The following is a 22121-nucleotide window of genomic DNA, read 5'->3' as shown; positions in this document are numbered from 1 at the left end:
GATCAGCCCTCAGCTCGGCGCTTGAGCTCCTTCAGCGCGGTATCCATGATCATTTTCTCCGCCTTGCGGCGCAGCAGCCCGATCATCGGCAGGGCCAGCTCGACCGACAGCGTGTAGGTGACCTTGGTGCGCCCCTCGCCCAGCGGCTCGAGCAGGTACCGGCCGTTCTGCGACTTCTGCATCTGGCCCTTGATCAGGTGCCAGCTGACCGAGAGCCCGTCGGGCGCCCAGTCGTACTCCAGGGTGTAGACGTCCTTGACCGGGCCCGCGTCGAGGGTCATCTTCACCTGCTTGGCCCGGCCGCCACCGGCCTCGGCCAGCACCTCGGTCTCGCGGACGGCCTTGGTCCACTCCGGGTAGGCCGGGAAGTCCGCGATCACCTCCATGATCCGCTCCGGCGACGCGTCGACCTCGATGGACTGCGTGGACTGCTCGGCCATGCGCCAAAGGCTACCGTCCCGTAAGGACTACCAGCGCAGCACGTACGGCTGGGCCGTCTCCTTGAAGTGACCGACGTTACGGCACTCGGTCCGGCCGAGGCGCGCACGCGCGGCCAGCGGCTGGTGCACATGGCCGAAAACGGACCAGCGCGGCTGCCCGGAACGGATGAGATCGAGCAGTGCGTCCGAGCCCGGTTCGGCGCGTCGCGCCACCACGTCGTAGGTCAGCTGCGGCACCGCGGGCGGGATGTGGCTGCACAGCACGTCGATGTCCTTGAGCTTGGCCACCGAGGCGTCGAACTCCTCGCGCTGGCGCAGGTACGGCCGCCAGACCGGGTTGGCCCTCGGCTTGACCCCGTCCGGCAGCAGCGCGCCGCCGACGAAGCCGAACCGCAGGCCGCCGATCTCGGCCACGTCGCCGTCCAGGATCTGGGCGCCCGGCCCGGCGAACTCGGGCCACAGCGCGGGCGTGTCGACGTTGCCGGGGGTCAGGTAGACCGGGGCGGTCAGCGCGGCGAACAGCGTCTCGTACTGGGCGCGGATCGCCTCGTCGACCGCGCCGCCGGGGTCCTCCAGGCTGCCCCAGAGCGACCGCGCGAAGGCGACCGTCTCGTCGCGGGTGCCCTCCCGGCGCAGCCGGGCGAACTCCGCCACCTTCTCCTCGCCGAACAGCGTGCCGAGAATGCCGTTGCCGTGCCGCCGGTAGTCGACGAAGTCGAGCAGGTCGCCGAGCACGATCAGCGCGTCGGCCCCGTCACCCGCGCGTGCCAGCGCCTCCGCGTTGCCGTGCACGTCCGACACCACATGTACCCGCATCTGCGTCCCTAGCCCCCCGGCGGCACACCCGGTGCCCGCCCGTCTTCCAAGATCTCCTTGAGCTCCAGCGCGATGGCCTTCGCCGCCCTGGCGCGCCGGTCGAACTCCCGCCGCAGCTCACGCTGGGTGACCTCACGGGTCGGCGTGGCACGCAGGAAGTAGTGCAGCAGCGTGCCGTCGAGCACCGGCTCCAGCCACACCTCCATGGTGCCGACCAGCGCCCCGCGCACGGTCCAGCGCTGCCCGCGGTCCCCGCGGTCGGTGTACACCTCGAGCACCAGATCCGGCCAGTACCTGGTCCAGGACCTGGGATCGGCGAAGGCGGCGGCGACGGTCGACGGCGGCACCGCGAGAAAGGTCTCGTCGACGATGTCGAGCGCGGGCGGCGCCTGGTTCGAAGCGGACACGACGTGCAGAATGTCATGTCACGCGTAACGGCCGTGCGCCCACCGTGGCCAATCCGGACTACGCAAGCTAGGTTAACCCGCGAGTAACACCAACGCAGGTGGTCGATTCGGAGGTCTACGTGCGCGAATTCAGCGCCCCCGCTGCCCGGAAGGTGTCCGAAGAGGAGAGCCTCGCCGACGTCGTCTGGTCCAACGCCGAGCGCTTCGGCGAGGTGATCAGCTTCCGGCGCCTGGTCGACGGGTCGTGGCTCGACGTGACCGCGCGGGAGTTCGCCGCCGAGGTGCTCGCCGCGGCGAAGGGCCTGGTCGCGGCCGGTATCGAGCCGGGTGACCGGGTCGGGCTGATGTCCAAGACCCGCTACGAGTGGACCCTGATCGACTTCGCCATCTGGGCGGCCGGCGCGGTCACCGTGCCGATCTACGACACCTCCGCCGCCGAGCAGGTGCACTGGATCCTGTCCGACGCGCAGGCCAAGGCCGTGTTCGTGGAGACCGCCGAGCACCGCGCCACACTGGAGGACGTGCGCTCGCGGCTCGGTTCGCTGGAGCACACCTGGCAGATCGAAGGCGCCACCCCGGCCCTGGACGAGCTGGGCAAACTGGGCGCCGACCTCAGCGACGACGAGCTGCACGAGCGCCGCCGGTCGGTCAAGTCCGGCGACACCGCCACCATCGTCTACACCTCGGGCACCACCGGCAGGCCGAAGGGCGTCGAACTGACGCACCACAACCTGCTCTCGGAGATCCAGGGCGCGATCCAGGCCTTCCCGCAGCTGATGGAGCAGGGCAACTCGCTGCTGGTGTTCCTGCCGCTGGCGCACGTGCTGGCCAGGGCGCTGGCGCTGACCGGGGTGACCGCGCGGGTGACGCTCGGCCACACCTCCGACGTGAAGAACCTGGTCGCCGATCTCGGCACGTTCCGGCCGACCTTCGTGGTCGCCGTGCCGCGTGTGTTCGAGAAGGTCTACAACGGCGCGAAGCAGAAGGCGCACGGCGACGGCAAGGGCAAGATCTTCGACGCCGCCGAGGCCACCGCGGTCGCCTACAGCCAGGCCAAGGACAACGGCGGGCTGGGCATCGGGCTCCGGGTCAAGCACGCGGTGTTCGACAAGCTGGTCTACTCGAAGCTGCGGGCCGCGCTGGGCAGCCGGTGCATCGCGGCGGTGTCCGGCGGTGCCCCGCTGGGCGCCCGGCTGGCGCACTTCTTCCGCGGCATCGGCGTGCCGGTGTTCGAAGGCTACGGACTGACCGAAAGCTCCGCGGCCTCCAACGTCAACACCGAGGCCGCCTTCCGCGTCGGCACCGTCGGCAGGCCGATCGCCGGCACCTCGGTGCGGATCGCCGACGACGGCGAGGTGCTGCTCTCCGGCGAGGTCGTTTTCGCCGGGTACTGGAACAATCCCGAGGCCACCGCCGAATCGCTCAAGGACGGCTGGTTCCACACCGGCGACCTCGGCGAGCTGGACGACGACGGCTTCCTCAAGATCACCGGCCGCAAGAAGGAGATCATCGTGACCGCGGGCGGCAAGAACGTCGCCCCGTCCGGGCTCGAGGACAGCCTCAAGGCGCACCCGGTGATCAGCCAGGCCATGGTGGTCGGCGACGCGCGGCCCTACATCAGCGCGCTGATCACCATCGACGAGGAGTACTTCCCGTCGTGGAAGTCCCAGCACGGCAAGCCGGAGTCCGCCACGGTGGCCGACCTCGCCGACGACGCCGACCTGCGCGCCGAGGTGCAGGCCGCGGTGGACGAGGCGAACCGGCTGGTCTCGCACGCGGAGGCGATCAAGAAGTTCGCCATCCTGCCGCAGGACTTCACCGAGGCCGGTGGTGAGGTCACGCCGAGCATGAAGCTCAAGCGCAACGTGGTGACCAAGAACTACGCCGGCGACATCGAGACGCTGTACACGAAGTAGCTCACTTCCCCGGCAGGTTCGCTTCGATTCCGTCCAGGATCAGTTTCAGTGCGGACTCGAAGCGTTCCTCCGGGTTGCGGAACCGGGCCTCGCGCACGGTCCGCTCGAAGTACGGGTACGCGCCGCTGCCCACCACCTGCTCCACGTAGGGCGCTATCGCCGCGTGCGCGGCGTCGCGGTCCACCCCGGAACGGCGACGTGCCTCGCGCTCGGCCAGTTCGGCGTCGGTGGAACCGGAGACCCAGGCCGCCAGCACCAGGAACGTCTCCAGCACCTGCCCGGTGCCCAGCCCCAGCCCGTCCAAAATGGACATGCCGAACTCCATGCGGCGCAACATGTTCGGCCCGGCACTGGAACGGCTCACGGTCATCCGGCTGAGCCACGGGTGCCGCAGCAGGGTGGCCCGGTGCCCGCGCATCAGCTCGCTGATGTCGGCCCGCCAGCTGCCGGTGCGCGGCGGCAGCTCCGCGCCGGCGAAGCACTGGTCGATCATCAGCTCGAGCAGTTCCTCCTTGTTCGGCACGTAGCGGTAGATGGTCATCGCGCCGGTGCCCAGTTCCGCGGCCACCTTGCGCATGGACAGCGCTTCGATGCCGTCGGCGTCGGCGAGCCGGACGGCGGTGTCCGCGATCTGCGCACGGCTGTAGGTCGGCTTCGGGCCGCGGCCGCTCCACTCGGGCCGCATCCAGATGTTCCACGGGGCACTGGGCTCGCTCATCAACCGCATCTTCCTCGGTAAAGACTGGGGGAATCATTGTTGCGTACGTCGTACCCAGTTGGCTAGCCTCTGCGTACGACGTACCCGGTCTGTTGTTCGGAGGTCAGCGGGATGGGCGCACCAGGGCACGAGCCGATCGTGGTCGCCGAAGGGCTGCGGAAGCGGTATGGCGAGACGCAGGCGCTGTCCGGGCTGGACCTTCGTGTTCCGGCGGGGACCGTGTACGGCCTGCTCGGCCCGAACGGGGCGGGCAAGAGCACCACCATCCGCGTGCTCACCACGCTGACCAAGCCGGACGCCGGGCGCGCCAGGATCGCCGGGTTCGACGTGGCCACCCAGCCGGGCGAGGTGCGCCGCCGGATCGGGCTGGCCGGGCAGCACGCCGCGGTGGACCAGGAGCTGACCGGCCGCGAGAACCTGTGGATGTTCGGCAGGCTGTTCCACCTCACCGGCAAGCAGGCCGCGCGCCGGGCCGACGAGCTGCTCGACCGGTTCGACCTGACCCATGCCGCCGACCGCCAGGTGCGGACCTACTCCGGTGGCATGCGGCGGCGGCTCGACGTGATCGCCAGCCTGATCATCCAGCCGGCCGTGCTCTTTCTCGACGAGCCGACCACCGGGCTCGATCCCCGCAGCCGCAACGAGATCTGGGACGCCGTGCGCATGCTGGTGGCCGGTGGCACCACGGTGCTGCTGACCACCCAGTACCTGGACGAGGCCGACCAGCTGGCGCACAAGATCGCGGTGATCGACACCGGCCGGGTGATCGCCGAGGGCACCCCGGCCCAGCTGAAGTCACGCATCGGCGGACGGCTCGACGTGGTGGTCGCGCCCACCGCCGACCTGATGCGCGCGGCCAGGGCGATGGCCGAGATCGCCCGCGCCGCCCCGGACGTCGACCCGGACGAGCGGCGGGTCAGCGTGGCCACCGGCTCGGCCACGCTGAGCCTGCCGGACGTGTTGCGCTGGCTGAACATGGCCGGGATCGAGGTGGCCGACATCGGCCGCCGCACCCCGACGCTCGACGAGGTCTTCCTCGAACTCACCCACCGCACCCAGCCCGTGGCGGAGGTCCGCGCATGAGCACGCACCCGCTCGCGCAGCCCCAGTGGTCGAAGCTGCGCTTCACCGTGCACGACGGCCTGACCGTGTTCTACCGGAACCTGCTCAAGCTCAAGCACAGCCCGGGGCAGGTGATCGCCGGACTGGCCTTCCCGCTGGTCGCGGTGGTGCTGTTCGGTTACGTCTTCGGCAGCGCGATCCCGATCGACAACGGGGCGAACTACCGCGAGTACCTGATGCCGGGGCTGTTCGTGATGAGCCTGACCATGTCGATCGCGGGCACGCTGACGGTGATCGCCAAGGACAACGGGCTCGGCGTGATGGACCGGTTCCGCTCGATGCCGATGTCGCGGGCCGCGGTGCCGTTCGGCCAGACCGCGGCGGACCTGCTCGTCGGCGCCACCGGCGTGGTGGTGATGTCGTTGTGCGGCCTGGCTTTCGGCTGGCGGGCGCACAACGGGTTCGGCATGACGCTGGCCGGGTTCGGCGTGCTGTTCCTGATGAACTTCGCGGTCTCGTGGGTCGGCGTGTTCCTCGGTTCGGTGATCAAGCGGGAGGAGACGGCGTCGCGGGTCGGCCCGCTGCTGATGCCGGTCACGATGATCTCGAACGTGTTCGTGCCGACCAGCGGCATGCCGGACTGGCTGGCGGTGATCGCCGAATGGAACCCGGTCAGCGCCACCGTCGGCGCGCTGCGGGTGCTGTTCGGCAATCCGGGCATCCCGACCGGGCCGGACGTGGCGTGGCCGCTGGCGAACCCCGTCCTGGCCTCGGTCGGCTGGTCGGTCCTGCTGCTGGTGGTGTTCGCGCCCCTGTCCGTCCGCAACTTCAACCGCGCGGGCCTGTAGAACCCGCCTCGGCGACCCAGGTGCGCACCACGTGTTCCAGCACCGGTAGTGGCACGATTCCCGCGCCCAGCACCACGTCGTGGAAGGCGCGGATGTCGAACCGCTCCCCCAGCGAGCGTTCCGCGTCGGCGCGCAGGCGCTGGATCTCCAGGCGCCCCACCATGTAGGCCAGCGCCTGCCCGGGGCAGCCCGCGTACCGGTCGATCTCCAGCTCGATCTCCAGCCGCGCCATCGGGGTGTGCTCCACCAGGAAGTCCACCGCCCGCTGACGGCTCCACCCCAGCGCGTGCATCCCGGTGTCGACCACCAGCCGCCCGGCGCGCATGGAGTCCTGGGTCAGCATGCCGAGGCGCGACACGTCGTCCGAGTACAGGCCCATCTCGTCGGCCAGCCGCTCGGTGTAGAGGCCCCAGCCCTCCAGGTACGAATCCACCGCCATGATCCGCCGCACCAGCGGCAGGTGGTCCAGCCCGAGCGCGGTGCACAACTGGAAGTGGTGCCCGGGAATGGCTTCGTGGAAGGCGATCGCCTCGCTGGTGTGCCGCGGCCGCTCCTCGGCGCGGTGCGTGTTCGCGTAGTAGACACCCGGCCGCGAACCGTCGAGCGGCGGTTGGATGTAGTAGGCGATGGTGCCGCCCGCCGCCTCGGACTCCGGGATCGAGGTGACCTCGCAGACCTGCTCCGGGATGCGGCCGAACCACTGCGGCGCGACTGCTTCCGCCCGCCGGATCGCCGCCCGCGCGGCGTCGAGCAGTTCCTCGCCGTCACGCCAGCGCAGCTTCGGGTCCTCGCGCAGCCGCCGGAAGATCTCCGGCAGGTCCTCGGTGCCGAACACGCGCGCGCCGAGTTCGCGGTACTCGTCGGCGAGCTTCGCGATCATCTCCAGCCCGGTGGCGTGAAGTTCCTCCGGCGTCCGGTCGGTGGTGGTGTACACCCGCGCCAGCGAGGCGTAGCGCTCCTTGCCACCCGGCTGCCAGCACAGGCCCGGCTGGTCGGGGCCGCGCGCCCCCGGCTTCAGCTCGCTCACCAGGAAGTCGTGGTACCGCTGGAAAGCCGGGCGCACCACCTCGGCGAGCAGCCGGTCCTGTTCTTCGGCGTACCCGGGCAGCTCGACCCCGGGGGACAGGCGGAGCGGGTCGTCCTCCGGCGCGTCCAGGTACCGCTCCATCCCGGCGATCCCGGCGTCGACCAGGAACTCCGGCGCGCGCAGCCCGTCGGACAGCCCGGCCCGGTGCCGGGTGATCGCCGCGTCCAGGTAGGCGGGCACCTCCCGCAGCCGGTCCAGGTGGGCGCGGGCGCCCGCCTCGTCGGCCACGGACGGCACCGGCAGGGTCAGCAGCAGGTGCTGGGCCGGCCCGACCTGCATGTCGCTGACCGAGAAGTCGGTCACCCGCGCGTCGATCTTGGCCACTTCGGACCGCGCGAAGTCGATCAGTGCGAGGCGGGTGACCTCCTCCTCGGCGGACTCGGCCTCCGCCGCCTCGACCCGGCGCCCCAGTTCGACGTACCTGGCCCGGTAACCGGCTTCGGCGCCGAAATCGGGCAGCTGCTTCTCCTGAATGCCGAGCCCGAGCAGCAACGGCGCCATCGGCTGGTGCTCGAAGTGCAGGTCGAGGAACTCCTGGGCCAGCTCGTTCACCGCGCTCATTTCGCCACCCACTCGGTCACCACGGCGTCCAGCACGGACAGCGGCAGCGCGCCACCGCCGAGCACCACGTCGTGGAAGGCGCGGATGTCGAACCGCTCCCCCAGCGCCGCTTCGGCCGCGGCCCGGATCCGCTGGATCTCCAGCCGTCCCACCATGTACGACAGCGCCTGGCCGGGGAAGGCGATGTAACGGTCCACTTCGGACTCGATCTCCACCGGTGGCATCGGCGTGTGCTCGGTCAGGTAGTCGACCGCCTGCTGACGGCTCCAGCCCAGCGCGTGCAACCCGGTGTCCACCACCAGGCGCCCGGCACGCATCGAGTCGCAGCTCAGCATGCCGAGCCGGGCCACGTCGTCGGAGTACAGCCCCATTTCGTCGGCGAGCCGCTCGGTGTAGAGGCCCCAGCCCTCGGCGTAGGCGTTGAAGTCGCCGACCCGGCGCAGCAGCGGCAGGTCGGTCAGGTTCAGCGCGGTGCTGAGCTGGAAGTGGTGCCCGGGAATGGCTTCGTGGAAGGCGACCGCCTCGGACATGTGCCGGAAGCGCTCGGTCGCCTCGTAGGTGTTGGCGAAGTAGGTGCCGGGGCGCGAGCCGTCGGCGGCGGGCCACAGGTAGTAGGCCGCCGGGGCACCGGGCGCCTCCGCCTCGGGCACCGGCTCGACCACGCACGGCTGCGGCGGGATGCGGCCGAACCACTTCGGCGCCTCCGCCTCGGCGCGGGTGATCGCGGCCCGCGCCGACTCCAGCAGTTCCTCGGCGCTGTCCCAGCGCAGCGCGGGATCGGTGCGCAGCCGCTGGAAGATCTCCGCCAGGTCCTTGGTGCCGAACACGCGGCCGCCGAGGTCGCGGTACTCCTCGGCCAGCTCGCCGATCAGGCGCAGGCCGGTGGCGTGCAGGTCCTCCGGGGTGCGGTCGGTGGTGGTGTGCTTGCGGGCGAGCGCGGTGTAGATCTCGTCGCCGCCGGGCAGCCACTTGATCCCGACCTGGTCCAGCGGACGGCCGTGCGGGGCGATCTCCTCGGCGAGCACCTCGCGGTAGGCGGCGAACGCCGGTCGCACCGACGACTCCAGCAACTCGTCCCGGCGGCGCTCGAACTCCTCGTCCGGCGCGGGCTGGCGGCGCAGCGGGTCCTGCCCGGGATCGGCGAGGTACCGGTCCAGGTGCTTGATCGCGGCCTCGACCAGGTGCGCGACCGGGGTGCGCCCGGCCGCGACCCCGGCGCGGTGCCGGTCGGCCACCCGCTCGAGGTACTCCGGGATGGCGGCGATCCGGCCGAGGTGCGCTTCGGCGGCGGCGCCCTCGGTCACGGTGATCATCGGCAGCGTGGTCAGCAGGCTCACCGCGGGTGCGATGAACATGTCGGTGATGGTGAACTCGGTCAGCCGGGCGTCGATCCCGTCGATGTGCGCCCGCGCCTGGGTGATCAGCACGTCCACGGTGACCCGGTCGGTCTCGCCGAGCGCGGACCGGTCCAGCGCGGCCGCCCGCTCGCTGATCTCCACCAGCCTGGCGCGGTGCGCCTGCTCGGCCTCGGCACTGGGATCCCCGAGACCGGTCCGCGTCTGGTCCAGCCCGAGCAGCACCGGCATCAGCGGTTCGGCTTCGAAGAGCAGGTCGGTGAACTCGTCGGCGAGTGCGACGGCCTCGGTCATCAGGCGTCCCCCATGGTCGAATCGGCGTAGGTCACCCGAGCCTAGGCGCTGTCCTGCGATTCTGGTCGATGGGCTTCGTGATCCAGGTGGTTCCTGGCGGTGCGGGCGGGGGCCGCCTGGGCGCGAAGACCGCGAGCGTGACTCGCAGGACAGTGCCTGGTCCGAAGCGAGGCAGGCGAGGCGGTAGCGTGACGGGCTGTGGCCGTGACCGATCCCGTGGATGCCCGCCTGCTCGCCGCACTGGCCGAGGTGGGCAAGACGGCCGTACACGAACTCGCCGCCAAAGTGGGCATGGATCCGCGCGAGGTGGCCTACCGGCTGGTGGCGCTCTCGGGCAGCGGACTGCCGCTGCTGGTCGGCGTGGAGAGCGACCCGAACGGCCTGCGGGCCGCGCTGGTCGGCGGCGCCGGGCCGCGCCCGCCGGTCTCCCAGCCGCAACCCCAGCAGCCGCAGCAACCCCCGCCTCAGCCGAACGTCGCGGGCACGCCGTCCGGCCGGTACAACGTGCACAACCAGCCGCCACCGCGGCCGGGGGTCCAGGGCGTGCCGAGCGGGGCGTACACCGTGCAGGGCACGCCGTCCGGTCGTTACCAGCCGCCGCCCGCCCGGCCGCCGCAGCAACCGCCACCACCGCAACAGCAGCAGATGCACCGGCCGCCGATGCCACCGCCGCCCGCCGACCCGGTGATGAGCACCTGGGGCCCGCCGCAGAGCGCGTCGTGGGCACGCGGTGACCAGCCGCCGTCCACCAACGGCGCACCCGCGGGCAAGAAGACCGGGAAGCCGGGCGAGGTGCTGGAAACCCAGGGCCTGGAGGGCGAACGCCTCGCGCTGCAACTGCTCGAGGTGCAGGACCCGGCGGACTTCCTGTTCAGCGCGGCCGGGTACAGCCTGGAACCGGGCGAGCGCGCGGTGGTGGTGCACACCGAGATCACCAACCGCGGCCAGATCCCGTTCGTCTCGCTCCCGGACAACTACCTGGAGCTGATCACCGCCGACGGCAAGGCGATCGGCAAGGCGCCGGTCTCGCTGTCGTCGCGGCCGCCGCACCGGATCGGCGTGCAGCCGGGCGAGACCGCGGGCGGGCACACCGTCTACGTGCTGCCAGAGGCCACACGCGTGGTGTCGGTGCGGTGGAACGCCCGCCCCGAAGTGGACGAGCGCTCCCTCACGTGGTCCATCGAGGACTAGACCGCACACTTTTCCGCGGTCATGCACTCCAAGTTGCGTGATCGACGAGAACGAGGATCTGCGCGAGCTGGTGTCGGCCGCCCGGCAGGGCGACGACGCGGCGTTCGGCCGCCTGGTCGACCGGTTCCGCCCGGAGCTGGTCCTGCACGGCTACCGGTTGCTCGGCAGGTACGACGAAGCCGAGGACGCGGTGCAGGACACCCTGGTCCAGGCCTGGCGCGGGACCTCGGGCTTCGAGGGACGGGCGAGCGTACGAAGCTGGCTGTACCGGATCGCGACCAACACCTGCCTGGCCCGGCGCGCCAAGGACGAGCGGCGGCGGCGACTGCTCGCGGGCACCACCGTCCGTGACGGCGTGGCCATTCCGGTGTCGGCCACCGTGCCGTGGTCGCAGGCCGTGCCGCAGGATGCGATCGAGGCGGTCGCGCAGCGGGACCCGCATCCGGACGAGCGCCTGATCGGGCGCGAATCGCTGGAGATCGCGTTCGTCGCGGCGTTGCAGCACCTGACCGACCGCCAGTGCGCGGTACTGGTCCTGCGTGACGTGGCGGGCTGGCCGGCCGAGGACGTCGCCGGGCAGTTGGACACCACCGCCTCGGCGGTCAACGCGTTGCTGCAGCGGGCTCGCCGGAGGATGCGGACGGTGCTCGGCCCCGACCGGGCCGAATGGCGCCGGAGTTCCCCGACCGGCGACGAGGCGGCCCTGGTGCGGCGCTACGCCGAGGCGGTCGAGTCCGGCGACGACCAGGCGATCGCGAGCCTGCTGGCCGAGGACGTCCTGGTCAGCCACCAGCCGCACGGCGGGAACGCCGTCCCGGAGGTCACCTGGTACCAGGGGCGGCAGACCACGGTGGACGCCTGGGCGCCCGCCCTGCACGGCAGCATGGCGCTCGATCTGCGACTGGTGGAGTTCCGGGTGAACAACCAGCCCGCGGTCGCGACCTACGGCCGGCTTCCCGGCACCCCGCACCGTGCGTTCAGTCTGACCGTGCTCCGCACGTCGGGCGACCGGATCACCGAAGTCGTCAACCTCAGCCCGGACCGGTTCCCCGCGCTCGGGCTGCCGATGGATCTGCCCGCGAAGGCCGTGGCAGGCAACGAACGAGAGAGGACGTCATGACCGAGCGACCCATCCGGACCGATGCCCACCGCCGCCTCGAAGTGTTCCTCGGCGACTGGCGCGCCACCGGCGTCTCACACATCGGCTCCGACACCGGGCAAGGCGGATCACCCTGGTCGAGCAAGCACACCGGCCGCTGGCACACCGGCGAGTTCGACAACGGCGGCTTCCACCGCCAGTACGAACTCACCACTGACGGCAACCGGTGGACGATCAGCGGGGCCACCGAACGGGCCGAGATCACCTTCAGCGAGGACAACCGCGGGCAGACCATCCGCTGGGAGTGGAAACCCGCCCGAACCTGGGAACCGCTCTGCGATCGCGTAGCCGAACGCCGCGACTGAGCGTCAGGCCTCCTCGCGGAGCTTTTCCAGCGCACCGGCCAGATCGGCCGGGTACTCCGCCTCGAACTCCACCCAGCGGCCGTCCGCGGGGTGCGCGAAGCCGAGCGTCCTGGCGTGCAGCCACTGCCGTGAAAGGCCCAGCCTGCGGGCCAGCACCGGGTCGGCGCCGTAGGTCAGATCGCCGACGCACGGGTGGCGCAGCGCCGCGAAGTGCACCCTGATCTGGTGCGTGCGCCCGGTTTCCAGCTTGATGTGGGCGAACGAAGCCGCCCGGAACGCCTCGACCACCTCGTAGTGCGTCACGCTCGGACGGCCACCGGCGACCACGGCGAACTTGTAGTCGTGCCGCGGGTGCCGGTCGATCGGCGCGTCGATGGTGCCCTTGGTCGGGTCGGGATGGCCCTGGACCAGCGCGTGGTAACCCTTGTCCACGGTGCGTTCCTTGAACGCCCGCTTCAGCGCGGTGTACGCGTGCTCGCTCTTGGCCACCACCATCACGCCGGTGGTGCCCGCGTCGAGCCGGTGCACCACGCCCTGGCGCTCGGCCGAGCCGGAGGTGGAGATGCGCAGCCCGGCGGCGGCGAGCCCGCCGACCACGGTCGGCCCGGTCCAGCCGGGGCTCGGGTGCACCGCCACGCCGACCGGCTTCGAGACCACCACGATGTCGTCGTCCTCGTGCACGATCCGCATGCCCTCGACCGGCTCGGCGACCACTTCGACGGTGCGCGGCTCGGGCAGGGTGACCTCCAGCAGGCCGCCCGCGGTGAGCCGGTCGGACTTGCCCGCCGGCCTGCCGTCGAGCAGCACGTCCCCGGCTTCGGCCAGCTCGGCGACCGCGGTGCGGGACAGCCCGAGCAGCTTGGCCAGCCCGGCGTCCACCCGCATCCCGTCCAGGCCGTCCGGGACCGGCAGCATCCGCCCGCTCACGACTTCCTGGCCTTCTTCTCGATCGTCTTGCCGTCGTAGTCCTTGCCCAGCAACGAGAGCAGGATGATCAGGCCGCAGCCGACGAACAGCGACGAGTCGGCCACGTTGAACACCGGCCACACGTCACCGTTGGGCGCGAACACCGAGACGAAGTCGACCACGTGGCCCTGGAGCACACCGGGCGCGCGGAAGAACCGGTCGGTCAGGTTGCCCAGCGCACCGGCCAGGATCAGCCCGAGGCCGACCGCCCAGCCGGGCGAGCGCAGCCGCTTGGCGAACCAGATCAGCGCGATCACCACCGCGCAGGCGATCAGCGCCAGCACCCAGGTCATTCCGGCGGCCATGCCGAAGGCGGCCCCGGAGTTGCGGATCAGCTGAAGGTAGACAGCCCCGCCGAGGATGCGCACCGGCTCGGCGAACTCCAGTTCGGCCACCGCGATCGCCTTGGTCACCTGGTCGACGGCGAGCACCAGCACCGCGATCACCGCGAGCAGCGCCACCCGCCGCTTCGGTTGCGGCGTCTCGGGCGCGTCGGGTACGGCGCCGCCCTCGCTCGGCTCGGCTTCAGGCGGTATCGGCTGGTCGCTCACCACGCCATTGTCCACGGCGCGTGACCAGCGCGGCGATCGCCCCGGCGACCAGCACCAGCCCCGGCACCAGGCCCGGCGGCGCGGGGATCATCTCCAGCGAGCCCACCACCAGCAGCAGGGCGACCACCACGAGCAGCAGGCTGCGCTCCAGCCAGGCGAGCACGAGCGCGCCGACCACGTAGACGAGCAGGTCGCCCAGGTCCGGCAGGGCCATCGCCAGCAGCATGCTCGCCACCAGCCCGACCAGCACGCCGCCGGTCCGGCCGGCCGCCTTCCGGCCGCGGCCGGTGCCGAAGTACGCCCAGGCCAGGCCGCAGAGGCCGAGCCCGCCCAGCGGCAGCACGAAGGTGGAGAGGAAGCCGGACTCGTCGATCGAGTTCCAGCTCGCCCCGCCGAAGGCCGACAGCACCAGAATCGCGGCGGCACCCCCGGCCACCAGCAGCGCGACCCGCCACGGCGAGGGTCGCGGCTTCACGCGGTAGACGTACCAGGCCACGGTCAGCGCGAAGACCCCGAGCGCGGCGACCGGCCACCGGCCGAACGCCGAAAACGGCTGCGGGCTCTGCAACGCGACCACACCGTCCGCCGCGGAGTAGGCGTACAACTGCGCGATCGCCACGTTCCCGCCCTGCGGGGCGTAGGCGAACCAGCCGAAGTCCTCTCTCGGCACGAACACCACCGCGGCCAGCAGGGCCACCGCCGTGAGCAGCAGCGGGACCCAGTAGTCCCGCCGGTTCGCCGAAATCGGTTCGCGCAAGTCCCTACTCCCTGGCCAGCCGGGCCCCGATCTCCCGCACCACCGAGACGAGCAGTGCGATGTCCGCCTCACCGGTACGCCAGTTGACGATCGCCGGTCGCAGCGCGACCCGTCCCCGGTACACGGTCGTGCCAGCGTAGACCCGGCCGTCTTCGAGCAGTTCGACCCCCAGCCGCCGGTTCAGCTCGTCCAGCCGGTCGTCGCCGAATCCCTCGTGGTGGTACCGGAAACACACCACGTTCAGCCCGGGTGGCGCGAGCGGTTCCAGGTCGGGCGCCTCGTCGACCAGCCTGCCGAGCAACTGGGCGAGTTCGTGGTGGCGCTCGATCATGGCGCGGTGACCGTCGCGGCCGTAAGCGCGCAGCGTCGCCCAGATCGGCAGTGATCGGGCGCGGCGGGAGGATTCCGGGCCGAGCGAGTTGTAGTTGATCCTGGCCTCGTCACCGACCGGCAGGTACGCCGCGTCGGGCATGGCGAACGACTGCGCCATGCGCCGGGGCTCGCGCAGGAAGGCGAACCCGCTCTCGTACGGCACGTTGAGCCACTTGTGCCCGTCGGCGGCGACGGAATCGGCGCGCTCGACACCCCGCACGAGATGCGCCGTCTTCGGTGAGACCGCGGCGAAGAGGCCGAACGCGCCGTCGACGTGCAGCCACGCGCCGTACTTCTCGGCCAGGTCCGCCAGTTCGGCGACGGGATCGAAGTCGCCCGCGTTGACCTCACCGGCGTTCGCGATGATCACCGCCGGGCCACCGGTCGCGGCGAGGTCGGCCTCCATCGCGGCCAGGTCCACCCGGCCGGCGTCGTCGCGGGCGAACACGCGCACGGTGTCGCGGCCGCAGCCGAGGATCTGCAACGCCTTGCGGCTGCTGGGATGCACGTAACCGCTGGAGAGCACCGGCAGGCGCGGCAGTCCCAGCAGCCCGTCGGCGCTGACGTCCACGCCGTGCTGCTCGGCCCACCAGTGCCGGGCCGCGGCGAGCCCGGTCAGGTTCGCCAGTGTCGCGCTCGGGGTGAGCACACCGCCGTAGGACGCGGGCAGGCCGAACAGGTCCTTCAACCAGCCCAGTACGACGGTTTCCACCCGCGCCGCGAACGGCGAGGTCGGCCAGAGCCCGGCGACCTGGTCGAGCAGCGACGTCACCCAGTCCGCGGCCTGCGCCGCCGGGGTCGAACCGCCGACGACGTAGTGGAAGAACCGCGGACCGGACGAATGCGTCGCCGCCTCGGTGCCGATCCGCAGCAACTCGCGAACGCTCGGCAGGGTGCCGTCACCGAGTTCCGGCAGCGGCCCGTCGAGTTCGTCCAGCAGCGGCGCGGTGGCCGGGTCGTGGACCAGCCGGTCCCCCAGCGAAGCCAGATACGGCCCGGCGGCGTCGGCCACCAGCCGAAGCGCACCGGCTGTCGAATCACGTTCCTCCAGCGGATCACCCATACCCGCAGAAGATCACGGGTATGGGCGCGCGTCTAGACCAAGAAGTCCGGCAGGGGACGCGGGTCCGGGGTGGGTGCCCAGCGGCCGTCGACCTTGCCGTACTCCCATCGCGCTCCCCTGGCGACGATCTGGCGCAAGGCGAGCAGCAGCCGGTCGACGTGCTCCTCGGTGCTGCCGAGGCCGAGGCTGACACGAACCGCCTGCTGTCCTTCGCCGCCCGCGTGCCGGATCAGGCGCCGCGTCGCGATGTGCGCGCAGAACGCGCCGTCCCGCACGCCGATCCCGTACTCGGCCGAAAGCACCGCGGCCAGCCAACCCGGTTCGAAGCCGTCGATGACAAAGCTGAGCGTGCCGACGCGGTCGACGTCGGCGTCGAACAGGCGCAGTTCCGCGAAGCCGGGAACGGACGAGAGCCCGCGGTGCAATCGCCGCAGCAATGCTTCCTCGTGCTCGCGGATGGCGTCCCAGTTCGCCGAAAGCGTTTCGCACGCCACGCCGAGCGCGTAGACCCCGACCGTGTTGGGCGAACCGGCTTCGTGACGCTCCGGACCGGAGTTCCACACCACGCCGATCTCGGCGCTTCCGTTGCGCTGCACCGCTTTTGTCGCCCCGCCACCGGCGAGGTACGGCTGCCCGGCACGCAGCCAGTCGGCCCGGCCGACCAGCGCGCCGGCGCCGAACGGCGCGTAGAGCTTGTGCCCCGACAGCGCCACGTAGTCCACGTCCAGCTCCCGCAGGGAGAACGGCCGATGCGGCGCCAGCTGGGCCGCGTCCAGCGCGATCCGCGCACCGTGCTTCCGCGCCACCGCGGCGATTTCGGCCACCGGCAGCAGTTCACCGGTCACGTTGGACGCGCCGGTGAGCACCACCAGTCGCGGTCCGGCCGCACACGCCGCCAGCGCACTGTCCACAGCGGACACCGCGGCGAGCCTGGTGCGCGGCGGTTCCACCCGGTGCACGCGCGGGCCGCGCCACGGCAGCAGCGCCGCGTGGTGCTCGGTGTCGAACACCACCACCGAGGTCTCGCGCGGCAGGCACCTGGCCAGCAGGTTGAACGAGTCGGTGGTGTTGCGGGTGAAGATCACCGCGTCCGAGGATCGGGCTCCGGTGAAGCGCCGCAACACTTCCCGGGTGCGCTCGTAGACCTTTGTGGACACCTGGGAGGCGAACCCGGCACCGCGGTGCACGCTGGCGTACCAGGGCAGGAACTCGTCGACGGCGGTGCGGACCCGCTGCAGGCACGGCGCGCTCGCGGCGTGGTCGAGGTTCGCGTAACCGATCTGGCCACCACTGACCAGCGGCACGGACAGCCCGGCACCGGCGACTTCCGGGACAACAACTTCCTGGGCAGCGCAGGTGGGTTCGAGTGCGAGCGTCATGGGGGCCTCCTCGAGGTCGGGACCCCCGCCTCGAGGATCCGCGCTTGCCCGCCACACCTCGTGACGAGCCAGGTCCTCACCCGGGGCACCCCACCGCGGTTGGAGGGTTGCCGGCCAGCTAGCCGGGGCTTGACGCTGGCACTCATGACCTAGCGGAAAAGGTAACCCACTGGACGGCGCCCGCGCCAGGGCCGCCCAGTGGGTGAGACGGCGATCACTCCGCTTCGTACCGGAACCGGCCGGGGAGCTGGACCGCCTCGCCATCGGCGACGTGCGTCGCGACGCCGCTGTACTGCTCGGCGCCCTCGGTGAACCGCCAGCCGCCGAATTCCTTGCCATCAACCGGTTCCCCGTGCACTTCGGCAATGCGGGAGTGGACCTGCCGGTAGCTGAGCCCGTCCCAGTTCCCCGCGTCGAGCGCGTCCGCCGCACGCGCGTTCCCGTCCGGCAGTGTCCACAGAGTGAAATGCACGTGGGCACCGGAACTGCTGCCGCCGCACGGCAGCGCGTTGCCGGTTTCGCCGAGCAGCGCGCCCGGTTCGACGGCCTGCCCGTCGGCGACCGCGATCCGCTCCAGGTGGTAGTAACCGGTGCGCCAGCCACCCGCGTGATCGATGGTCACCCAGTCGCCACCGTCGCAGTGCTGCAACCGGACCGTGCCGGCCAGTGGCGCGCGCACCAGGCCGTCGCGCGGGCTCAGGTCGAGCGCGTTCTTCACCCCGCTGTTGCCGTTGTCCGAGTGGATACCGGCCGAGCTGACCTGCTGCCCGGTCTCGAACGGAAGGGTGAACACAGGGAACGCTTCAGCCGCCGACGCCGAAGGTGCCAGCAGGAGGCCACCGGCCAGCACGGCGGTCGCGACCAGTCCACGAAGGCTCGACGAGTCAGCCACGCTCCGCGCTCCCTACGCTCACTATCCACCATTCGGGTTAGTCAATGCGAGCGAAACGTAAGCCATTCGGCGGCAGTTAGGAATACACGAGGTGAGACAAATCCGTGTTCAGTGACCCAGGTCACACTGAGCTAAGTATCGAACTAGCTACCGGACTCGCCACGCCAGCGGGCCAGCCTGCCCGCCCGGTCGATGGCGCGCAGCCGCCGCTCGGTCGCCGTCCGCGCCTGCTCGGTCGTGACCACGAGCAGCTGGTCCAGCTCCTGGAGGCGACTGGTGCCCTGCGGGGTGAACGACTTGCCGTCGCGGACCACCAGGCTCACCGACGCGCCAGCGGGCAACCGCAGCTCCGACAGATACACGCCGTGCATCCGCGAGCCGCGCTGGATGCGCACCTGGAGCAGTTCGGCGCCCAGCTCGTCCAGCGGCGCGGCGTCGACCTGGATCTCCTTGGCCTCGGTCGAGTCGGACAATCCGAGCCACCGGCCGAGCGGGGTCAGTGTCGCGCCCTGCAACAGGGTCAGCACGATGACCAGCACAAACACCGCGTCGACCAGTTCCTGCGCTCCCGGCACGCCCTCGGCGAGCGGGATCATCGCCAGCACGATCGGCACCGCCCCGCGCAGCCCCGCCCACGACAGGAACACCTGCTCGCGCCACGGCAGCTTGAACGGCAGCGCGGAGAGCACCACCGAGGCAGGCCGTGCCAGCAGCAGCACCACCGCCCCGGCCACCAGGCCCTGGACCAGGCTCTCCAGCAGCCTGCCCGGCGAGGCGAACAGGCCGAGCAGCACGAACAACCCGATCTGCGCCAGCCAGCCGAGCCCTTCGGCGAAGGACAGCGTGTCGGACCGGTGCGGCAGCCGGGAGTTCCCGAGCACCACCCCGGCGACGTAGGTGGCCAGCAGCCCGGACGCGTGCGCGAGCTGACCGCCGGAGTAGGCGACCACGCAGACCGCGACGGTGGCCACCGGGTACAGGCCGGTGGCGGGCAGCGCCGCCTTGCGCAGCGCCAGTGCGCCTGCCCAACCGAGCGCCAGCCCGATCACCAGGCCCGCGCCCAGCTCGTAGACCACCAGCAACGGCAGCGTCCAGTCCACTGTGGTCCCGCTGGCCAGCACGACGACGGCGATGTAGGCGGGCGCGTCGTTGATGCCGGACTCGATCTCCAGCGTGCCGACCAGCCGCTTGCCGATGCCCGCCGAACGGAGCACGGAGAACACCGCGGCGGCGTCGGTGGAGGCGAGCACCGCGCCCCACAGCAGCGCCATCCGCCAGTCCAGGCCGAGCAGCAGGTGCAGCGCCGTGCCGGTGATCGCGATGCTCACCCCAACGCCCACAGTGGACAGTGCGATTCCCGGCCACAGCGCCGGTTTGACGGTCTGCCAACGAGTGGTCAGGCCGCCTTCGGTGAGGATCATCACCAGCGCGGCCAAGCCGAGCGACTGGGTGAGCGTGGCGTTCTCGAACTCCAGGCCCAGCCCGGCTTCGCCGATCAGGACGCCGATCCCGAGGTAGAGCAGCAGTGAGGGCAGGCCGAGCCGGATCGAAATCCGCACCGCGAGCACGGAAACGAGCAGTACGACCGCGCCGGCCCCGAGAATCACCGGGAGCTGGTCCATCCGCCGCCTCCCCTCGTCACCTGATCGCGTACTCAGAATAGTGAACGTGCGTTCGCGCGGTGTCGTCGGTGCGGCGCAACGGAAAATGGCTGGGCCCCGATTCGGCCGAATGGTTGACTTCCGACATGCCCATGGTGCAATCGGTGAATATCGGCTCCGCGCAACCGAATCCGTGGAAATCCGTGCCCACCACGGGATTCCACAAGCGACCGGTACCGGGTCCGGTGCACGTCCGGGTGCCTGGACCGGCGGGCAGCGGGCTCGACGGTGATCACGTGGGTGACCACCGCAACCACGGCGGCGAGGAGCAGGCCGTGCTCGCCCACGCCGCCGAGGACCTGGCGCGCTGGTCACGGTTGCTCGGCCGCGACCTCCCGCCGGGCGCGTTCGGCGAGAATCTGACCACCGTCGGGCTGGATCTCACCGAGGCCCCGATCGGGCAGCGCTGGCTCGTCGGCGACGAGCTGGTGCTGGAGGTCAGCAGCCCGCGCGTGCCGTGCGCGACCTTCGCCGGGAAAATCGCCGAGGCGCGGTGGATCAAGCGTTTCGTCGAGCACGCCCGCCCCGGCGCCTACCTGCGGGTGATCACGCCGGGCCCGGTCCGAGCCGGTGACCCCGTGCGGATCGTCGCGCAGCCGGACGGTGGACCCACCATCGTCGACGAGTTCCGCGAGTTCTTCAGACCGCGCTGAGGAACCGGCCGCTCACCGCCAGCGCGGGCCCGGACGAGCCCGCGTTCTCCACCAGCACCGCGAACGCCACCTCGCCGCGGTAGCCGGTGAACCAGCCGTGCGCGCCACGCCCGTCGCCGAACTGCGCCGTGCCGGTCTTGCCGCGCACGTCGCCGTACCGGGCAAGTTCGCGCGCGGTGCCGCCGGTGACGACCTCCCGCATCATGTCGCGCAACGGGCCAAGCACCTCGGCCTCCGGCGCCTCGTACCCGGTGGTCACCACGGAGGCATCGTCGCGCCAGAGCGACGGCGTGATCGGCTGCCCGCTCGCGACCGTCGCCGTCATCAGCGCCACGCCGAACGGGCTGGCCACCACGTCGCCCTGGCCGATCCCCGCCTCGACGCGCTTCGCCTCGTCCGCGTACGCCTCCACCTTTCCCGTCTCGGTGGCGAGACCGGGGATGTCGAAGTCCGCGTTCAACCCGAACCCGGTTGCCGCGCCGGCGAGCGCATCGGCGGGCAGGTCCCCGGCGAGCCGCGCGAACGTGGTGTTGCACGACCGCGCGAAGGTGGTGTGCAGCGGCGACGGCGGAATGGTGAACCGGTCGTCGTTCGGGATGGTGCGCGTGCCGATCCGCGCCTCGCCGGGGCAGTCGAGCACGGTGTCCGGCCCGGTGCCCGCCCGCATGGCCGCCGCGGCGGTCGCGATCTTGAACGTGGACCCCGGCGGGTACAGCCCGGACACCGCCTTCGGCTGGTCACCGGCGGCGGCGTTCTGCGCCATCGCCAGGATCCGGCCGGTCGCCGAATTGATCGCCACCAGCATCGCGGCGCCACCGGCCGAGTCCACCGCCTTCTGCGCCGCCTCCTGCGCTTCGCTGGAGAGGGTGGACACCAGCGGCTCGGCGACCAGGCCCGCCGCGCCGCCGAGATCCTCCAGCGTGGTGCCCGCCGCGTCGCGCAGTTCGACGGACCAGGCGACCGGGGCGTGCTCGGCGGCGTATCCGGCGATGCGCGCGATGAGCGCGTCCACCCGCAGGCCCGCCACCGGTTTGGTGCCGCCGCCCTCGCGGACGAACATCGCCTTGCCGTCGCGGTCCAGGAGCACCGGGGCGCCCTCGGCGCTCTTGACGGCCAGCCGCTTGTCCGCGGTGAGCTTGGGATGGATTTGCGCAGGCGTCCAGTGGACGAGCCAGGTGCCGTCGCGTTGCGCGAATTCGATCGTGCTGTCGTAGCGCCAGTCGCCGACGCCGAGCTTCCAGTCGAAGCTGATCTCCGCCGTGGTTTCGGCCAGCTCGACGAGCTTCGCGGTGAGCTTTTCGGCGTTGAGCCCGGTGCGCACGGCGTCGAGCACCGCGATCGCGGCGGCCGGATCGTCGGTCAGCCCGGCGGCGGCGCGGTGGTCCCCGCTGCTGAGCGCGGTGAGGTACCGGGTGACTGTTTCCCGAGGTCCGGGCGGTGGTTCGGCGGTGACCGAGGCGGGTTCGTCGTCACGGGACAGGAAGACCACCGCCGCCGCGACGATGCCGACCACGGCCACCGCCGCGACCCCCAGTACCCAGCGCTTCGCGACCGCCGTCATGGCTCAACCCCCAGTTGTCCCCGGCAAGCATAAGCAGCGGGCACGACCGCTCGGCTCGTTAGCCCGAATGGCCGCTTGTCCAGACCACTGGGAAAGAGGTGTCATGG

21 protein-coding genes and 1 riboswitch are annotated in these 22121 nt (G+C 71.3%); of the genes, 7 read left to right on the top strand and 14 right to left on the bottom strand.

Translation table 11 applies throughout. The annotated features are described in order from the left end of the window. Positions 1-2: 2 nt before the first annotated feature. Genes YIM_RS14000 through YIM_RS13990 form a run of 3 tightly spaced genes read right to left on the bottom strand, consistent with a single transcriptional unit; the run spans position 3 to position 1663 of the window. Positions 3-440 carry an SRPBCC family protein gene (locus YIM_RS14000; RefSeq protein WP_153030782.1) on the bottom strand — a complete coding sequence of 146 codons (438 nt, stop codon included), beginning with the start codon at positions 438-440 and terminating at the stop codon, positions 3-5. Between the two features lie 27 nt (positions 441-467). Next, positions 468-1256, bottom strand: coding sequence for a metallophosphoesterase (locus YIM_RS13995; RefSeq protein ID WP_153030781.1), 789 nt, complete (start codon positions 1254-1256; stop codon positions 468-470). An 8-nt stretch (positions 1257-1264) separates the two neighbouring features. Continuing rightward, the gene (locus tag YIM_RS13990) at positions 1265-1663 is read right to left on the bottom strand and encodes a polyketide cyclase / dehydrase and lipid transport (RefSeq protein ID WP_153030780.1); all 399 of its coding nucleotides are present in this window, start codon (positions 1661-1663) and stop codon (positions 1265-1267) included. Between the two features lie 119 nt (positions 1664-1782). On the opposite strand from YIM_RS13990, the gene YIM_RS13985 reads away from it, so the two are divergent. Further along, on the top strand, positions 1783-3579 hold the full coding sequence (locus YIM_RS13985) for a long-chain fatty acid--CoA ligase (protein ID WP_153036966.1): 1797 nt from the start codon (positions 1783-1785) through the stop codon (positions 3577-3579). 1 nt (position 3580) lies between these two features. On the opposite strand, the gene YIM_RS13980 is transcribed toward YIM_RS13985, so the two are convergent. Beyond that, complete coding sequence (locus YIM_RS13980; RefSeq protein ID WP_194240142.1) at positions 3581-4297, bottom strand: TetR/AcrR family transcriptional regulator; 717 nt, start codon at positions 4295-4297, stop codon at positions 3581-3583. A 111-nt stretch (positions 4298-4408) separates the two neighbouring features. On the opposite strand from YIM_RS13980, the gene YIM_RS13975 reads away from it, so the two are divergent. Next, positions 4409-5380 carry an ATP-binding cassette domain-containing protein gene (locus YIM_RS13975; RefSeq protein WP_153030778.1) on the top strand — a complete coding sequence of 324 codons (972 nt, stop codon included), beginning with the start codon at positions 4409-4411 and terminating at the stop codon, positions 5378-5380. After that, positions 5377-6207, top strand: coding sequence for an ABC transporter permease (locus YIM_RS13970; protein ID WP_153030777.1), 831 nt, complete (start codon positions 5377-5379; stop codon positions 6205-6207). Before YIM_RS13975 ends, YIM_RS13970 begins: the two co-directional genes overlap by 4 nt. Here the strand turns inward: YIM_RS13970 and YIM_RS13965 are convergent. Further along, a complete protein-coding gene (locus YIM_RS13965) occupies positions 6188-7855 on the bottom strand; it encodes a DUF885 family protein (RefSeq protein ID WP_153030776.1) in 1668 nt (555 codons plus the stop codon). The two genes, YIM_RS13970 and YIM_RS13965, sit on opposite strands and share 20 nt — an antisense overlap. After that, the gene (locus tag YIM_RS13960) at positions 7852-9504 is read right to left on the bottom strand and encodes a DUF885 family protein (protein WP_153030775.1); all 1653 of its coding nucleotides are present in this window, start codon (positions 9502-9504) and stop codon (positions 7852-7854) included. Before YIM_RS13960 ends, YIM_RS13965 begins: the two co-directional genes overlap by 4 nt. Before the next feature lie 198 nt (positions 9505-9702). On the opposite strand from YIM_RS13960, the gene YIM_RS13955 reads away from it, so the two are divergent. From YIM_RS13955 to YIM_RS13945, 3 genes are read left to right on the top strand one after another with little or no spacing between them, the layout of a single operon-like run. Next, the gene (locus YIM_RS13955; protein ID WP_153030774.1) at positions 9703-10695 is read left to right on the top strand and encodes an AsnC family protein; all 993 of its coding nucleotides are present in this window, start codon (positions 9703-9705) and stop codon (positions 10693-10695) included. A 37-nt stretch (positions 10696-10732) separates the two neighbouring features. Continuing rightward, positions 10733-11815, top strand: coding sequence for an RNA polymerase subunit sigma-70 (locus YIM_RS13950; RefSeq protein ID WP_153030773.1), 1083 nt, complete (start codon positions 10733-10735; stop codon positions 11813-11815). Beyond that, positions 11812-12159 (top strand): hypothetical protein, encoded by a 348-nt coding sequence (locus YIM_RS13945; RefSeq protein WP_153030772.1) that lies wholly within the window; start codon positions 11812-11814, stop codon positions 12157-12159. Before YIM_RS13950 ends, YIM_RS13945 begins: the two co-directional genes overlap by 4 nt. A 3-nt stretch (positions 12160-12162) precedes the next feature. Here YIM_RS13945 and YIM_RS13940 read toward each other — a convergent pair whose 3' ends face one another. The 7 genes from YIM_RS13940 to YIM_RS13910 all read right to left on the bottom strand — a co-directional run bounded on the left by YIM_RS13940 (position 12163) and on the right by YIM_RS13910 (position 19761). Further along, positions 12163-13086 (bottom strand): RluA family pseudouridine synthase, encoded by a 924-nt coding sequence (locus tag YIM_RS13940; protein WP_153030771.1) that lies wholly within the window; start codon positions 13084-13086, stop codon positions 12163-12165. Then, positions 13083-13676 (bottom strand): signal peptidase II, encoded by a 594-nt coding sequence (lspA, locus tag YIM_RS13935; RefSeq protein ID WP_370468989.1) that lies wholly within the window; start codon positions 13674-13676, stop codon positions 13083-13085. Before lspA ends, YIM_RS13940 begins: the two co-directional genes overlap by 4 nt. Beyond that, entirely contained in the window at positions 13651-14433 is a 783-nt protein-coding gene (locus tag YIM_RS13930; RefSeq protein WP_153030770.1) for a hypothetical protein, read from the bottom strand. Before YIM_RS13930 ends, lspA begins: the two co-directional genes overlap by 26 nt. Before the next feature lie 4 nt (positions 14434-14437). Beyond that, positions 14438-15868, bottom strand: a complete 1431-nt coding sequence (locus YIM_RS13925) for an aminotransferase class I/II-fold pyridoxal phosphate-dependent enzyme (protein ID WP_153030769.1) — start codon at positions 15866-15868, stop codon at positions 14438-14440. A gap of 32 nt (positions 15869-15900) precedes the next feature. After that, positions 15901-17247 (bottom strand): aminotransferase class V-fold PLP-dependent enzyme, encoded by a 1347-nt coding sequence (locus YIM_RS13920; protein WP_153030768.1) that lies wholly within the window; start codon positions 17245-17247, stop codon positions 15901-15903. A 35-nt stretch (positions 17248-17282) separates the two neighbouring features. Continuing rightward, positions 17283-17397: riboswitch (SAM riboswitch) on the bottom strand. Between the two features lie 64 nt (positions 17398-17461). Next, complete coding sequence (locus YIM_RS13915; protein ID WP_153030767.1) at positions 17462-18139, bottom strand: M23 family metallopeptidase; 678 nt, start codon at positions 18137-18139, stop codon at positions 17462-17464. A gap of 143 nt (positions 18140-18282) precedes the next feature. After that, entirely contained in the window at positions 18283-19761 is a 1479-nt protein-coding gene (locus YIM_RS13910; protein WP_153030766.1) for a potassium/proton antiporter, read from the bottom strand. Positions 19762-19943: 182 nt separating this feature from the next. Between YIM_RS13910 and YIM_RS13905 the strand changes: the two genes are divergently transcribed. After that, the gene (locus tag YIM_RS13905; RefSeq protein ID WP_228004712.1) at positions 19944-20453 is read left to right on the top strand and encodes an MOSC domain-containing protein; all 510 of its coding nucleotides are present in this window, start codon (positions 19944-19946) and stop codon (positions 20451-20453) included. Here YIM_RS13905 and YIM_RS13900 read toward each other — a convergent pair. Next, positions 20440-22014 carry a penicillin-binding transpeptidase domain-containing protein gene (locus tag YIM_RS13900; RefSeq protein WP_153030764.1) on the bottom strand — a complete coding sequence of 525 codons (1575 nt, stop codon included), beginning with the start codon at positions 22012-22014 and terminating at the stop codon, positions 20440-20442. The two genes, YIM_RS13905 and YIM_RS13900, sit on opposite strands and share 14 nt — an antisense overlap. Positions 22015-22121 lie beyond the last annotated feature (107 nt).

Origin of the sequence: Amycolatopsis sp. YIM 10, from assembly GCF_009429145.1 — a bacterium.
GTDB lineage: Bacteria > Actinomycetota > Actinomycetes > Mycobacteriales > Pseudonocardiaceae > Amycolatopsis.
The sequence above is the reverse complement of the archived record's forward strand: the minus strand, read 5'-3'. Positions and strand labels throughout refer to the sequence as shown.